The 14,203-nt window shown below is 64.6% G+C and carries 13 protein-coding genes; 12 read left to right on the top strand and 1 reads right to left on the bottom strand.

Going from position 1 to position 14,203, the window contains the following annotated elements; genetic code table 11:
• Window positions 1-20 precede the first annotated feature (20 nt).
• From P9A16_RS23445 to P9A16_RS23410, 8 genes are all read left to right on the top strand, one after another.
• Window positions 21-749 (top strand): creatininase family protein, encoded by a 729-nt coding sequence (locus P9A16_RS23445; RefSeq protein WP_023516393.1) that lies wholly within the window; start codon window positions 21-23, stop codon window positions 747-749.
• 44 nt (window positions 750-793) lie between these two features.
• Window positions 794-1,660: a MurR/RpiR family transcriptional regulator gene (locus P9A16_RS23440; RefSeq protein ID WP_023517521.1), complete on the top strand. Its 867-nt coding sequence runs from the start codon at window positions 794-796 to the stop codon at window positions 1,658-1,660.
• Window positions 1,661-1,837: 177 nt separating this feature from the next.
• The gene (locus P9A16_RS23435; RefSeq protein ID WP_023513249.1) at window positions 1,838-2,914 is read left to right on the top strand and encodes an ABC transporter substrate-binding protein; all 1,077 of its coding nucleotides are present in this window, start codon (window positions 1,838-1,840) and stop codon (window positions 2,912-2,914) included.
• Window positions 2,915-2,983: 69 nt separating this feature from the next.
• Window positions 2,984-4,489, top strand: a complete 1,506-nt coding sequence (locus P9A16_RS23430) for a sugar ABC transporter ATP-binding protein (protein WP_023513250.1) — start codon at window positions 2,984-2,986, stop codon at window positions 4,487-4,489.
• Window positions 4,486-5,466: an ABC transporter permease gene (locus tag P9A16_RS23425; protein ID WP_023513251.1), complete on the top strand. Its 981-nt coding sequence runs from the start codon at window positions 4,486-4,488 to the stop codon at window positions 5,464-5,466. Before P9A16_RS23430 ends, P9A16_RS23425 begins: the two co-directional genes overlap by 4 nt.
• 5 nt (window positions 5,467-5,471) lie before the next feature.
• Window positions 5,472-6,392, top strand: coding sequence for an ABC transporter permease (locus P9A16_RS23420; RefSeq protein ID WP_037404801.1), 921 nt, complete (start codon window positions 5,472-5,474; stop codon window positions 6,390-6,392).
• Window positions 6,382-7,857 carry a xylulokinase gene (locus tag P9A16_RS23415; protein ID WP_023513253.1) on the top strand — a complete coding sequence of 492 codons (1,476 nt, stop codon included), beginning with the start codon at window positions 6,382-6,384 and terminating at the stop codon, window positions 7,855-7,857. Before P9A16_RS23420 ends, P9A16_RS23415 begins: the two co-directional genes overlap by 11 nt.
• The gene (locus P9A16_RS23410; RefSeq protein ID WP_023513254.1) at window positions 7,854-9,365 is read left to right on the top strand and encodes an FGGY-family carbohydrate kinase; all 1,512 of its coding nucleotides are present in this window, start codon (window positions 7,854-7,856) and stop codon (window positions 9,363-9,365) included. The genes P9A16_RS23415 and P9A16_RS23410 overlap by 4 nt, the downstream gene beginning before the upstream one ends.
• 18 nt (window positions 9,366-9,383) lie before the next feature.
• Here P9A16_RS23410 and P9A16_RS23405 read toward each other — a convergent pair whose 3' ends face one another.
• Complete coding sequence (locus P9A16_RS23405; protein ID WP_023513255.1) at window positions 9,384-9,788, bottom strand: VOC family protein; 405 nt, start codon at window positions 9,786-9,788, stop codon at window positions 9,384-9,386.
• A 216-nt stretch (window positions 9,789-10,004) separates the two neighbouring features.
• Between P9A16_RS23405 and P9A16_RS23400 the strand changes: the two genes are divergently transcribed.
• Genes P9A16_RS23400 through P9A16_RS23385 form a run of 4 tightly spaced genes read left to right on the top strand, consistent with a single transcriptional unit; the run spans window position 10,005 to window position 14,165 of the window.
• On the top strand, window positions 10,005-11,108 hold the full coding sequence (locus P9A16_RS23400; RefSeq protein WP_023512475.1) for an efflux RND transporter periplasmic adaptor subunit: 1,104 nt from the start codon (window positions 10,005-10,007) through the stop codon (window positions 11,106-11,108).
• Window positions 11,105-11,806, top strand: a complete 702-nt coding sequence (locus P9A16_RS23395; RefSeq protein WP_023512474.1) for an ABC transporter ATP-binding protein — start codon at window positions 11,105-11,107, stop codon at window positions 11,804-11,806. The genes P9A16_RS23400 and P9A16_RS23395 overlap by 4 nt, the downstream gene beginning before the upstream one ends.
• Entirely contained in the window at window positions 11,806-12,948 is a 1,143-nt protein-coding gene (locus P9A16_RS23390; RefSeq protein WP_023512473.1) for an ABC transporter permease, read from the top strand. The genes P9A16_RS23395 and P9A16_RS23390 overlap by 1 nt, the downstream gene beginning before the upstream one ends.
• A gap of 5 nt (window positions 12,949-12,953) precedes the next feature.
• Window positions 12,954-14,165, top strand: a complete 1,212-nt coding sequence (locus tag P9A16_RS23385) for an ABC transporter permease (RefSeq protein WP_023512472.1) — start codon at window positions 12,954-12,956, stop codon at window positions 14,163-14,165.
• Window positions 14,166-14,203 lie beyond the last annotated feature (38 nt).

Raw genomic sequence — 14,203 nt, 5'->3', positions numbered from 1 at the left:
TCAAGCCGATACGAGACCCCATGACCGTCGAAGCAAAATATCTCAGCCGCGATGCCTTTGCAGAGCGCATCGCCAAGTTCCCCGCGGTCATCCTGCCGCTAGGCGCCACCGAGCAGCATGGCTACCATCTGCCGCTTGGCGTCGACATCATCCTTGCCGAGGCGCTCGCCACACGCATCGCCGAGGCGACGGGCGCGACAGTCATGCCGGCAATGCCTTTCGGCTATTCCTGGGTCTGGCGCGATGCGCCGGGTTCGGTAACGGTGGAAGCACGCACGCTCGAGGATATGATCTGCCAGACGGCCGAAAGCCTTGCCCGGCACGGCGTCCGCCACGTCTTCCTTGTGAACGGCCACGAAGCCAACAGCGCCACCATGAAATACGCCGCACGGCGCCTGTGGGACCACCCCGACATCAAGGTCTGGCGCCTTTTCTACCCCAACCTCACTGCCGTGATGGCCGAGCACTGCGAAAGCCCGACCTGGCACGGCATCGTCCATGCCTGCGAATTCGAAACCTCGCTGATGCTCGCCGTGGCACCCAATCTGGTCGACATGGAAAAGGCCGTACGGGAATATCCCGATCGTGACCGCGGCTACTTCCAGGGCGGACGTCCCATGGGGGAACTCAGCCGAAGCGGCGTCTTCGGCGATGCAACGCTCGCAACGGCCGCCAAGGGTGAAGCGATGCTTGAAATCTTCACTCAGAGCATGGCCGACGCCGTGCGCGAGGTTTGCGCGGGGAAGTGATGTGCTTCATACCAGTTCATCGCTCCAGAATCGCGTGATGAACCATGAACGATATCTTCAGCCGCATCAGCAAACTCTATCCCGGCCTCAAGAAGGCGGAGAAGCGGATCGCCGACCTGATCCTGGCAGATGCGGATTTTTTCCTGCGCGGTTCAATCACCGAGATAGCCGAAACCGCCGGCGTCTCGGCCTCTTCGCTTACCCGCTTCAGCCGGCTCCTGGAGGTCGAAGGCTTTCGTGAACTCAAACTGTCGATCGCGCAGGCCAAGAGCGCGCAGAGCCCCTACTATCACCAGTCGGTCCAGGCGCTGAACGAGATCGAGATCGCGGAAGGCCGGCTGGAGTATCTCTATCTCCAGCAGATCGTCGCCGCTCTCAACTCCACCTTTACCCGCCTCGATGCGGAAGCGCTGGTCGACGCCATCCGCGCCATTCGCTCTGCCCGGCGCATACGCACGTTCGGCGTCGCCGTCTCGGGCCTGATCGCTGCCGAGACCGCCATGCGACTGATGCGGCTGGGGCTGGAAGCAACCCATGTCGCCGATCCGCACTTCATGCGCATCGCCTCCAGCCTGGTCGGACCGGAGGATGTGGCAATCTGCATTTCCCATACCGGACGTTCACAGGAGGTACTCGAAGCCGCCGACATGGCCCGCCAGCAGGGCGCGGCGGTCATCGGATTGACCGCGCCGCACACGCCGCTGTCGCGCAAGGCCGACATCCTGCTCGAACTCTCCGTCTTCGAGGAAATCGACATCTATACGCCTTCGATCTCGCACTTTGCCTATCACTACGTCATCGGCCTCATCACCTTCCATATCGGCCAGTCTGCGGATCTGGATCGCGACGGGCTCCTTGCAAAGATCAAGGCTGGCCTCGCGTCCGGCCAGACAGGCGACTTCAGGCAATGAAAATATTTTCAAAAAAATAAACACAATAAAAACATAATGATACAGAACACATAGCCACAAAGGAAAAACTTTACATTCTTTGTGGCAATGATAGAGTTCCCCCAACGAGACCGGATCGCCCCAAGTTAATGCAGCGCATGAAGACGGCGCGACCGGCCAACAAGAGGGAGAACGATCATGAGATTTCCTGCCATCTGCGCCGTGCTGACCGGCATACTTCTCGCTTCGACTGCTGGGGCCGAGAGCGTGATCGAGCTGAACTCGGGCCTCGGCCCGGCCGACGGTGCAAAACCGGTCGACGTGACGCGCTACGAGCCACGCCGCGACGGCAAGTACAAGATCGGCTTCTCCAACGTCTTTACCGGCAACAGCTGGGTCGTCCAGCTTCTGGAGGAAGCAAAATGGCGTGCGGCCGGCTTGCCCGAGATCGAGAGCTACATCGTTACCGATGCCAATTTCGACCCGGCCAAGCAGGTCGCCGATGTCGAGGACATGCTGGCGCAGGGCGTGGACGCCATCATCATCAATCCGACATCGCCGGTCGCTGTCGTACCGGTACTCGAAAAGGCCTATGATGCCGGCGTCGTCGTGGTGATCGTCGCCGCCGACGCGCAGACCGAAAAGGCGACGGTGCGCATCCTGGCCGACCAGGTGAAATTCGGCCGCGACGGTGGCGAGTTCCTGGCGAAGGCCATGGGCGGCAAGGGCAAGGTCATCGCCTTGCGCGGCATTGCCGGCATCTCCGTCGATACGGATCGCTGGGCCGGCGCTGCCGAAGCCCTCAAGGCCCACCCGGAGATCGAGGTGGTTGGTGAGGTCTACGCGCAATGGGCGTACGATCAGGGCCGAAAGGCATGCGAGAGCCTCGCCCTTGCCCATCCGCAGATCGACGGCGTCTGGTCTTCGGGTGGCGCCATGACACAGGCCTGCATCGAGGTCTTCAACGAGCTCGGCCGCCCTCTGGTGCCGATGACCGGAGAGGCCAACAACGGCTTCTTCGGCGCCTGGAAGGAAAACCAGGCCGCCGGTTTCGATTCCATTGCGCCACAGAACCCGACCTGGATGGTCGCCGAAGGCGTCGCGGCCGCCGTCGGCGTTTTGAACGGCCAGGAGATCTACACCCAGTACAAGGTGATCGCCGAACCTTACACCGCCAAGGATCTCGACACGCTCTATCGCTCGGACCTCAACGATTCCTATTGGGTCGGCTCCATCCTGCCGGATGAAAAGCTGAAGGAACTCTACGGCAATTGAGTTGACGCGGTCCGGCCCCCTGGGCCGGTCCGTCCGACCTCGGCAAACAGGCAGAACGCGAAAACCGACGTGACGGCAGTTTCCCATCCCCTGATCGAGGTCGAAAACCTCAGCAAGTCATTCGGACCGGTACACGCGCTGCGCCAGATGCAGTTGCGCGGGTTTGCCGGCAAGGTCCATGCCGTGATGGGCGAGAACGGCGCCGGCAAATCGACGTTGATGAAGCTGCTTTCCGGCGTCTACCGGCCCGACACGGGATCGATCCGTTTGAACGGTGCCGCCGTGGCGTTCGGTCATCCGCGCGACGCGCAGAAGGCCGGTATCTCCACCATCTTCCAGGAATTTTCTCTCCTGCCCAACCTCTCGGTCGCGGAAAACCTCTTTCTCGGCCGCGAGCGGGAAAACGGCCGCAAACTGGGCAGCACCGAAATCCATCGCCGGGCGGCGGCGGCCCTCGCGTCACTGGACCTGCCAATCGATCCGCGCCGCCGGGTCGGCGCCCTGAGCGTCGGGCATCAACAAATGGTGGAGATCGCCAAGGGCGTGCTGGCCGATGCATCGGTCTTCATTTTCGATGAACCGACCGCGGCGCTCGCCACGCATGAAGTCGACACACTGTTCAAGCTGATCTGGCGGCTGACGGCGGCCGGTAAGGTCGTCTTCTACATCTCGCATCGCCTCAGCGAGATCTTCGCCCTGTGTGACGACATCACGATCATGAAGGACGGGCGCTTCGTGCGCTGCGTGGCGACCGGTGAGACGACGGTGGACGACGTCATCCAGGGCATGGTCGGCCGCCCGATCGAGGAGTTGTTCGAACCGCGCGCCGAAACGCTGGGCGCCAGCCTGCTGAAGGCGGAAGGCCTTGCAGGCGACGGGCTCCCGTCTCCCCTTTTCCTCGATATCCGCGAAGGCGAGATCGTTGGAATTGCGGGCCTTGAGGGCCAGGGTCAACAGGAACTCATGCGCCTTGTCGCGGGCTTTGACCGTGCCCAGCGCGGTTCCCTGACGCTTGGCGGCAAGAACATCGAGGGCCATTCCGCGCGGCGCAGGATGGCTACGGGCCTCGGTTTCGTGCCCGAAAGCCGCAAGGACGACGGCCTTTTCCTATCGCTCGACATCGGCGCGAACATGGCGACGGCCGACATCGCCCGTCGCCGCCTGTTCTCCTGGCTGCCGGATTTCGGTGCGCGCGTCGGCGAGGTCATGCGGCAGCTCGCGGTCAAGGCGCCCGATGCCAAGACCCCTGTCGTCGATCTTTCCGGAGGAAATCAACAAAAGGTGGTGCTCGGCCGCTGGCTGTTGGCCGGCGCGCGCGTGTTGCTCTGCGAAGAGCCGACGCGCGGGGTTGATGTCGGTGCCAAACGGGAAATCTACCGCCAGTTGCGCCAGTTTGCCGGCGAGGGTCGTGCGATCCTCGTCACGTCCCGGGAGCTTCCCGAGCTGATCGGTCTCTGCGACCGGCTGCTCGTGATCCGTGACGGCCGGATCGTCGCCGAAATGCAGGCAAGGGGCGCCAGCGAAGATGCACTGCTGCGCGCCGCCCTGCCGGCCATGGAAGGAGACGAGGCATGAGCACCCAGCCAGCGGAGCCGGCAACATCAGGCGTCCTTTTCCGCTTCCGTGAGGATGCCTTCTGGTATCGCCAGCGGGGCGCTGCGCTTTCCTACGGTGTTTTGGCGGCCATGCTCGTCCTGCTCGCCCTCTCCGTACCGACCACCTTCTATTCGCAGACGAACCTTTCCAACCTTGCCGGCCAGCTGGCACCGCTCTTCCTCGTCGCGCTCGGGCAGACCTTCGTCCTGCTGGGTGCCGGTTTCGACCTGTCGGTCGGCGCCGTCATCTCGCTCTCGTCGGCGATCCTGACGCTCGATCTTGCCGACCCGGTCAAGATCCCGCTCGCCCTTCTTGCCGCACTCACCGTCGGTCTGGTCAATGGCTGGGGATGCGTCGTCCTGCGCGTCCACCCCATCATCATGACGCTGGCCTCCAGCTCGATCGTGCAGGGCCTTGCACTGATTTTGCGGCCGACACCGGGTGGTGTCGCGCCCACCCTGCTCGTCCAGGCGGCATCAGGTTCCATTCTTGGTTTGCCGGCCGGCCTGTTCTGGATACTGGGCGGCATCGCCGGCACCGTCTGGCTGGTTCACGGCACAAGCTATGGCGTGCGCCTCTACGCCACCGGGCAAAATGCCCGGGCAACCTGGATGAGTGGCGTCGAGGCGAACCACATCCGCATCTCGACCTACATGCTCTCCGCGCTGATGGCGGCCGGCGCCGGCGCCTATCTGACGGGACGCCTCGCCTCGGGCGACCCCAATGTCGGCACAGCACTCGGCCTCGACAGCGTGCTCGGTGCAGCGCTCGGCGGCACCTTGCTGTCCGGCGGCATCGGCGGGCCGATCGGAACGGTCGCCGGCGTGCTGATCATCGGCGTTCTCAACAACGGGCTCAATCTCGCGGGTGTTTCTCCCTACTACCAGTTCATCGTGAAGGGCTCCATGCTGGTGCTCGCCGTCAGCCTTTTCCGTCGCAAGGAGGCCGGCCTGTGAAGCGCATGCTGCTCGCCCTGCCACCGGCCTTCTGGGGCCTGGTCGCCGTCTGCGCCTTCGCCGCGGCCACGCAACCACAATTCCTGTCGTTGCCCTTTCTCATGATCCTTCTGCGCCAGGCTGCGCCGCTCGGCATTGTCGCGCTCGGCCAGACCTTCGTCGTCGCGAACCGTTCGCTCGACCTTTCGATCGGCGCGACGATCGCCTTCGTCAACCTCATCGTCTCCCATGCGATGTGGAACGGCTATGCCCCGGCGCTCGTCATCTCGCTCGCCCTGTCGGCTGGTCTTGTTATTGGCCTCGTCAACGGCCTTCTCGTCACCGTGCTGCGGGCATCGGCCGTGGTGGTAACACTCGGCACGGCTGCCATCGTCACCGGCATCGGCTTTCTCTATTCCGGCGGTGCACCGGGCAATGCCATGCCGGAACTGGTGAAATGGCTCGGCCGCGGGCGGATCGGCATGCTGCCAGTCTCGGGCCTTGTCTGGCTCGGCCTCGGCATTGCGAGCTTCATCCTGTTGCGCCGCCTCACGCTCGGTCGCTACATCTTCGCCGCCGGTGACAACCCTTCCGCCGCGCTCTTTTCCGGTATCCCCGTCAACACCACGCTTCTGGCTTCCCACATTCTCAGCGGCCTGTTCGCCGCCGTCGGCGGTCTCGTTCTCTCCGGTCTCGTCGGCGTCGGCTCGCTCAATCTTGGCGCGGACTTTGTGCTGAGCTCCATTGCCGCGGTCATTCTCGGCGGCGCTGTCTTTGGCGGCGGTGCGGGCGGCGCGATCGGGACGATGCTCGGTACCGCACTCCTCACCATGGTGCTCAACCTCCTTACCGTCTTCGGCGTGGACCAACCCGGCAAACTGATCGTGCAGGGGCTTATCATCGCGGTCGCGGCGATCATCTACCAGCAGGGCAGGCATGGCAGCTGATACCCTCACCCTCGGCCTCGATTTTGGAACGTCCGCCGTCAAGGCCATAGTCATGAATGCAGACGGAACCGTGTGCAGCGCCGCAAGCGCAGCTTACGAAACGAAACGGCCGGCGGCAGATCACGCAGAACAGGACCCGGAGGCCTGGTGGCAGGCCCTGCGAGCCGTTTGCCGTGCCGTGATGGCCGACATCGACGGGGCCACCATCGGTGCGATCGGTCTTTCAGGCCAGCTGAACGGCATCGTGCTGATCGGCGCCGATGGAAAGGTGCTGCGGCCGAGCCTCATCTGGCTCGACCAGCGCTGCACGGAACAGGTCCGGGCGCTGGAGGACGAGCATTCTGCCCGGCTCGCCGCCGCAACATCGTCGCCGATTTCACCGATCGCCGTCCTGCCCAAGCTGCAGTGGCTCGCCGTGCACGAGCCGAAGACCATGCAACGCGTTGCCAGGGTCCTGCAGGTCAAGGACTACATCCTCTGGCAACTGACCGGTACCATTGCCACGGATGCCAACGAAGCCTCTGCGACGCTCCTCATGGATCTTGGCCGGCGGGCCTGGGCGCCGGATCTCGTGGCGCTCGCCGGGCTCAAGCCTACCCAGCTGTCGCCCATCCGTCCGTCGGCCGCCATCGCCGGCCGGATCCATCGCGTGGCCGCACGGGAAACGGGCTTGCCGCAGGGCATACCCGTCGTTCCGGGCGCAGGTGACACCGGCGCCCTCGCCGTCGGCTGCGGCGCCTATGCGCGCGGGACCGTTGCCGTCACACTTGGCACCGCCGGACACATCGTCGCTGCCATGCCCAATCGTGGCCCCGGTCCCATCGATGGTCTTTGGCGTATGGCGCATGTCTCGCCGGACCGGGAACTATGGCTGGGCCTCATTCCCGCTGGTGGATTGTCGATCGCCTGGCTTCGGCGGTTGGTCGAAGGCTTCAGCGGCAGGCCGACAGGCTTCGATGACCTTGAGATCCTGTTGCAACAGGCGCCGGCCGGATCGGCAGGCGGGGCCTTTCTGCCATTCCTCGAAGGCGCCGGCACCCCCTGGAACGACCCGGGAAAACGCGCGGGCTTCGTCAATCTGAACGTGACTCACGGCGCACCCGCCCTTGTGCGCGCGGTTTACGAAGGTGTCGCCTTCAACATCCGGGCTGCGATCGAGGCTTTCGAAATCGCCGGCGTCCCGCTCACCGACATCCGGCTTGCCGAAGGCGGGGCCCGCTCGTCCGCCTGGTGCCAGATCATCGCCGACGCGCTTGGGCGCAAGGTTCATGTGGTGGCCGAAGGAGATGCCTCGGCCGCTGGCGCCGCAATCCTGGCTCGCGCCGCCATCGCCGAGGCTGATCTTGCCGCGTGCATTGCCCGAGCGGTGCGCATCGAGCGAACCCACAGCCCGGAGCCTGCCCACCGCACCGCGACGGAGCAGGCCTGGCAACGCTTCAGGCGCTATGCCGGACATGCTCGATGACGGGGCCGTATTTTCTCGGCCTCGACGCCGGAACGTCCCTCATCAAGGCCGCAATCTTCGATCTTGGCGGCCGGGAGCTGGCCGTCGCCGAAAGACCGACGACCGTGCACCGCCCCCATCCCGGCTGGAGTGAAATCGATCCGTCGGAGGCCTGGACCGCGACCACGGAGGTCATCGCGCGCGCGGTCCGCGAAAGCGGCCTCGACCCGGGCAACATCGCCGGCATCGGCCTTTCCGCCGCCATGGTCGGCGCCTGGCTTCTCGATGCAGACGGCATGCCGCTGCGCCGCGGTATCACCTGGGAGGACAGCCGCGCCCAGACCCTGATAGACGGGTACCTTGCGGAAGACCCGGCTTTCCTCAGCCGGATCTTCGCCTCATCGGGTTCGGTCATGCAGCAAGGCTGCACCTTGCCGGTGCTCGCCTGGCTCGTCCGGCATGAGCCGGACGTGCTGCGCCGCACCCGACACATTCTCTGCTTTAAGGACTATCTGCGCTTTCGCATGACCGGCCGGATCGCGACGGACCGAAGCGAGGCGGCGGTCCTGCCGGGCTCCGCCCGTGGACGTGCGCGGTCCTCCGACATGATCTCCCTTTTCGGCCTGGGCCCCTACGAACCGCTCCTGCCACCGATAGTGGATTCCGAGGCCGTTGCGGGAGGCCTGACGGCGGAAGTGGCGGTCGCGACCGGCCTTCGCGAAGGATTGCCCGTCGCCATCGGCGCGGGCGATGTCGCCGCCACGGTCATCGGTGCCGGCGGCCTTGTCCACGGCACCGCGACGGCCGTACTCGGCACGGCCTGCCTTGTCGGTGTCGTGCATGAGCACCCGACCTTCGAACCGGCCGATATCGGCCTGCTCTTCACATTGCCCGGCCATCGCTGGTATCGCGCCATGGTCAATGTCGCCGGAACACTCAATCTCGACTGGGCCTTCGAAACACTCGCGCCGGATCTTTCAGGCCGTGCTGATCGGTTTGCCGCGCTGGACACGATGCTCTCCGCGACCCCAGCCGGCGCCCATGGTCTCACCTACCTTCCCTACCTGTCCGAGAGCGGCATCATCGCCCCACGCGTGAACCGTACGGCAAGGGCGCAGTTCAGCGGCCTGACGCCGCGCCATGACCGGGCATGCCTCTTCCGCGCCATTGTCGAAGGCGTCGCCTTTGCCATGGTGGATTTGCTGGACGCTCTTTCGTTCGACGGGGAGCGCCTGCTTTTGACCGGCGGCGGCGCGCGAAACGATATCTGGGTCCAGATGATCTGCGACCTTGTCGGCAAGCCCGTCGAAGTCCCGCACGGCTCGCAATTCGGCGCCCGCGGTGCAGCCCTGCTCGCCGCAACGGCCACCGGACATTTCGCCAGCATCAATGACGCCTCGAGCACCGTCAGCGGCGACAGCCGGCTCTTCGAGCCCCGTGCGACCGGCCAGCATGACCTTGCCGATGCGTTTCAGCGCTACCGAGCGGCGCGGGACAGGCTGCTGGCCGCCGGATCGCTGCCGTCTTGAGCCGGGACGGCAACTCCACTATGGCCTGCCATCCGTGAATTCGACCAGGTCCCACAGGTTTCCATAGAGATCCTTGAAGACGGCAACCACTCCGTAGTCGGCCTCTTTGGGTTCACGCACGAATTCGACCCCGCGATCGACGAGCGCCTGGTAATCCTTCCAGAACGCATCGGTCCTCAAGAACAAAAAGACCCGCCCGCCGGCCTGATCGCCGATATAATCCGCCTGATGTTCGCTAGAGGCCCGGGCGAGCAGGACCGAGCAGCCCTGCTGCCCTCGCGGACCGACGACGACCCACCGTTTGTCCTGATCCGGCTGATAGGTATCCTCGATGAGGTCGAAACCCAACTTTCCGACGAAGAAGGCGATGGCCTCGTCGTAATCCCGGACCAACAAGGCGATATGGGCGAGCATCTGCGGCATGAAGCAATCCTGAGCTGATGTAATCAGGTGCGATTATCACCGTGGATTCCGCGGCGGCGCAAGCCGGGACAGTGCGAGAACATCCGGTTCACCGCGCGAATGTGGCTTCGGCTTTCGATGGAACGAGCAAGGACAGAATGTCCTCGATCGCGATCGAGCACGACCCTGAACACGTTTCAGGTCGAGTCTGTCCTCCAGCCGGCCACCATATCCGGCATGAACACTCATATCGACATCACCACCGACCACCAGCGCAAACGCGCCGAGATACTCAAGTCGCTTGCGCTTGATCTCTCCTGCGAAGACACGCCGCCGAAGCCGATGCTCAGGCGGCTCATCCTGCCGATCTGCCTCTTGGCGCTGGCTGCCGGAGCCGGCGGTCTCATACTCTATCGAATGGAGGTGGTGCGCCAGTTCGAAACCGCGCGATCAGAGCCGGAACGCGAAGCGGGCGACCTCGCCGCCGTGCCGCAGGCCGGGGCGCTTGATGCGGAGCAAACCGCCATCCGCGGCGCACTGCCGGCCAGACGCGAGATCACCGGCTCCGGTTTCGTCGTCGCACCCAACGCAACCACTGTCTTCGCCAAGTATGAAGGCAAGATCACACGGGTCGCCGTGGTGCCGGGCGATCATGTCGAAGCGGGCGAGGTCCTGGTTACGCTGGAGGATGCCGGCGCCCGTTTCGCACTCGACCAGGCAAATGCTGCAAAGGCCGAGGCCAAACTGGTCCTCGGCGCCCGCGACATCGACCTTGCACAGGCCCGGGCACGGCTTGCCCGCACGGAAATCCTCGCAGCCCGCAACGCTGCCTCGACGCAGGTACTGGAAGAGGCGCGTTCGGCTGCAGAACGAGCGGCCAATGCCGTCGCGCAGGCGGTTCAATCCGTCGACAGCGCCGACCTTGCCATTCGCATTGCCGCGGAACGGGTCGGTGAACTGACCATTCGTGCTCCACTGACGGGCACCGTCACGCGCCTCGATGCCCGCATGGGCGATACGGTGCTGGCGCGGATCGACAGCGTTCGCGAAAACCAGAGCCTGCTCACGATTACCGATACGACAAGCCTCGTGATCGACGCCGACGTGGCGGAAACCACCATCGCCGCGCTGAGGCCCGGCCTGCGCGGCGAGGCCGTGCTCGACGGTTTCCCCGACCATCCCTTCCCGGTGACGGTGCTGCGGCTGGCGCCCGTCGCCTCGGCCGAAAAAGGCACCCTCACGCTACGCCTGACGCTTGCCGGCCCGCCGGAAGGCATCCGGCCCAACATGGCGGCCCGCATCCGCATCACCCTCGACGAAACAGGAGACAAGACGCAATGACCCACGACCCGACCCCCTACATCGCCCTTGCCGGTATCAGGAAGGCATATCGCATCGGTAGCGAGAGGATCGCCATTTTTTCCGGCCTCGATCTTGCCATTCCGCGCGGCGATTTCGTTGCCGTCATGGGCCCGTCCGGATCCGGCAAGTCGACATTGCTCAACATGCTGGCCGGCATCGATCGACCGGATGCCGGGACCCTGCGCATCGGCACCAGCCACCTCGACCAGATGGGGGAAGCCGCCCGCTCCTCCTGGCGGGCACACAACATGGGCATCGTCTTCCAGTTCTACAATCTGCTGCCCATGCTCACCGCTGCCGAGAATGTCGAATTGCCCTTGCTGCTGAAGCCGCTGTCGCGCCAGGAGCGGCGCCTGCGCGTCGAAAGGGCTCTGGGTCTCGTCGGCCTTGCCGGACGGGAAAGGCAATATCCGGCGCTGATGTCCGGCGGCCAGCAACAGCGCATCGGCATCGCCCGCGCTCTCGTCACCGATCCGGGCCTGCTGCTTTGCGACGAACCGACCGGTGACCTCGACCGCAAGTCCGCCGACGAGGTTCTGGACATGCTGCGCTTCCTCAATCGCGAGCTTGGAAAGACCATCGTCATGGTGACCCACGATCCGCAAGCGGCCCTCTACGCGCGCCGCACGTTGCATCTCGACAAAGGCGATTTCATTGAAGAGAAGAGGGCCGCCTGATGGGCTTTTTCGATCTCGCCCGCAGGAATGCCTGGCGCAAGCCGCTGCGTACCTTGCTGCTCATGCTCTCGATTGCGGTCGCCTTTCTCATTTACGGCCTGACGGCAAGTTTCCTTGCCGGAGCCCAGGGGGCAGTCGGCGCAAGCGACGACCTTCTCGGCGTCACCAGCGTGAGCGGCCGCACGGTCCCCCTGCCCATGGCGGCAATGTCGCGCATCACTGCAGACCCCGATGTCGCGGTCGTGGGATATGTCGCGCGCCTGCGCGGTTTCGTCGATGTCGAGAAGAACGTCGTCGCCGTCAGCGCCGCCGACCCCGACAGGCTGATGGCTGTCAATGGAAAGGAACTCGGGTTGACGCCCGCGCTGATGAAGGCGATCGACGGGGCGCGCGACCGGGTTCTGGTCGGCCGGGCCCTTGCCGAGGCACAAGGCTGGGCCGTCGGTCAGCGGATTACCGTCACTGCCTTCGATACACCGCGAGAAGATGGCAGCCGGGACTGGCGCTTCGAGATAGCCGGCCTCTTCGAGGGTGAAAGCGCTGCCACCGACACCTATTTCCTGATCGCTCGCTACGATTATGTGAATGCTGCCCGTGCGCGCGGCAAGGAGACTGTGGATGCTTTCGTCGTCCGGCCCCGTGCCGGCACCGCCCCCGGAAAACTCGCTGCCCGGATCGACGCGCTCTTCGCCAATTCGCCGACGCCGACACGCACGCAATCGGAAAAGCAGTTCCTGGAAGCTTTCCTGCGCCAGTATGCCGATGTCGGCCTGATTGTGAATCTCGTCGTCGGCGCGGCGTTCATCACGCTGCTGATGATCGTCGTGAACACCATGGTCTTTGCCGTGCGCGAACGTACCTTCGAAATTGGCGTGTTGAAGACACTGGGTTTCTCCCGTCGCGCGATCGTTGTGCTCATCCTCGGTGAAACACTCTTCATCTTCGCCGTCGGCGGCGGTATCGGGCTCGCCCTGGCAAAGCTTGGAACCATGCTCGCCGGCCCGGCACTCGGCCTCGTCTTCTCCCTTCCCGTCCTCGCCAAGGCGCTGGCCATCATCGCTGCCCTCGGCCTCGCAACCGGCGCGCTACCAGCCTTCAACGCAATGCGCACACCGATCATCGCTGCTTTCAGAACGAGGTAACCGCCATGCTGAAATCCACTTCCGCCCATAGCCGACAAACACTTGTGATGATCCGCACGAATCTTTCCAGCCTGTCGCGCCGCCGCGCGATTTCGGCCTCCATGGCTCTGTCGGTCGCGCTCGTCGTCTGCGTGCTTGCCGGCTTCCTCTCCATGGCAAAGGGGTTCGAAACCGCGCTCGCCAGCGCAGGCTCACCATCGGTCGCAGTCCTTCTTGGCGGCGGTACGAACCAGGAGACGGGTTCGGACATTCCCGCAGCCGTCATCCGCACGCTCGACGCCATGACCGGCGATATCGGGGTCGTCCGTGATACCGAGGGCAAACTCGCTTCCTCCCGCGAGATCGTCGTCCCCGTCGATATGGAGCTTGAAGCGGAGGAGCCAGCCCGCACACTGGCACTGCGCGGCATGGATGCGGCCGGCCCGTCGATCCGCGATGGCATCGCACTGTCGGCCGGACACGTCTTCAAACCCGGCACGCGCGAAATCGTCGTCGGAGATCGCCTCGCCGAGGAATTCGGCCTCGATGTAGGCGACACGGTTCGCCTCGGCGCCGTCGACTGGACGGTTGCCGGTCGCTTTTCCGCCCATGGCAGCGCCTTCGAGTCCGAAATCTGGGCCGACCTCGATGCGGTGCGCGCCGCCTTCGACCGGCAGGGCGAAGTGCAGAGCCTGAAACTTCGCCTTACCGGGCCCGATGCGCTCGAGCGTCTGCGGAGGAGCCTCGTCACGATCACGCAGACACCGCTCGTCACGCTTTCCGAAGCCGATCTCTACGCAGCGCAATCCGGGCGCACCGCAAGCCTCATCCGCCTGTTCGGCTGGCCGCTGGCGTTGCTGATGGCGGTCGGCGCCACGGCAGGCGCCCTCAACACGATGATGAGCTCCGTTTCCGACCGCACCGTCGAGATCGCCACCGTCCGCGCGCTCGGCTTCAGCCGTCTCTCGGCCTTTTTCGGCACCTGGGTCGAGGCCGTGGTGCTCGCAAGCGCCGGTGTCCTTCTCGGCCTTTTTGCCTCATGGCTTGTCTTCCATGGATGGCAGGCGAGCACGCTTGGCGCGAACAATACACGGATGGCCTTCCAGCTCACCATCACGCCGGATATCCTTGCGATATCCGGCCTGCTTGGCCTCGCCATCGGCATCGTCGGTGGCGCACTGCCCGCCATCGCCGCCACGCGGCTGCCGATGACGGAGGCCCTGCGCGCGCGCGGCTAGGTCTGTTCCTGTTGGCAGGAAGGGTCTCGGATCTCGAA

It is taken from the genome of Shinella sp. 838, from assembly GCF_029623935.1.
Classification (GTDB): domain Bacteria; phylum Pseudomonadota; class Alphaproteobacteria; order Rhizobiales; family Rhizobiaceae; genus Shinella.
Note: the sequence above shows the minus strand (reverse complement) of the source record. Positions and strands in the feature narration are given on the sequence as shown.

What these genes read in the sequence shown, in the direction of transcription:
- P9A16_RS23390 (WP_023512473.1), top strand. Translation starts at nt 11,806, where the DNA reads ATGGGCTTTTTCGATCTCGCCCGCAGGAATGCCTGGCGCAAGCCGCTG.
- P9A16_RS23445 (WP_023516393.1), top strand. Translation starts at nt 21, where the DNA reads ATGACCGTCGAAGCAAAATATCTCAGCCGCGATGCCTTTGCAGAGCGC.
- P9A16_RS23385 (WP_023512472.1), top strand. Translation starts at nt 12,954, where the DNA reads ATGCTGAAATCCACTTCCGCCCATAGCCGACAAACACTTGTGATGATC.
- P9A16_RS23435 (WP_023513249.1), top strand. Translation starts at nt 1,838, where the DNA reads ATGAGATTTCCTGCCATCTGCGCCGTGCTGACCGGCATACTTCTCGCT.
- P9A16_RS23425 (WP_023513251.1), top strand. Translation starts at nt 4,486, where the DNA reads ATGAGCACCCAGCCAGCGGAGCCGGCAACATCAGGCGTCCTTTTCCGC.
- P9A16_RS23400 (WP_023512475.1), top strand. Translation starts at nt 10,005, where the DNA reads ATGAACACTCATATCGACATCACCACCGACCACCAGCGCAAACGCGCC.
- P9A16_RS23405 (WP_023513255.1), bottom strand. Translation starts at nt 9,788, where the DNA reads ATGCCGCAGATGCTCGCCCATATCGCCTTGTTGGTCCGGGATTACGAC.
- P9A16_RS23395 (WP_023512474.1), top strand. Translation starts at nt 11,105, where the DNA reads ATGACCCACGACCCGACCCCCTACATCGCCCTTGCCGGTATCAGGAAG.
- P9A16_RS23415 (WP_023513253.1), top strand. Translation starts at nt 6,382, where the DNA reads ATGGCAGCTGATACCCTCACCCTCGGCCTCGATTTTGGAACGTCCGCC.
- P9A16_RS23410 (WP_023513254.1), top strand. Translation starts at nt 7,854, where the DNA reads ATGACGGGGCCGTATTTTCTCGGCCTCGACGCCGGAACGTCCCTCATC.
- P9A16_RS23420 (WP_037404801.1), top strand. Translation starts at nt 5,472, where the DNA reads ATGCTGCTCGCCCTGCCACCGGCCTTCTGGGGCCTGGTCGCCGTCTGC.
- P9A16_RS23440 (WP_023517521.1), top strand. Translation starts at nt 794, where the DNA reads ATGAACGATATCTTCAGCCGCATCAGCAAACTCTATCCCGGCCTCAAG.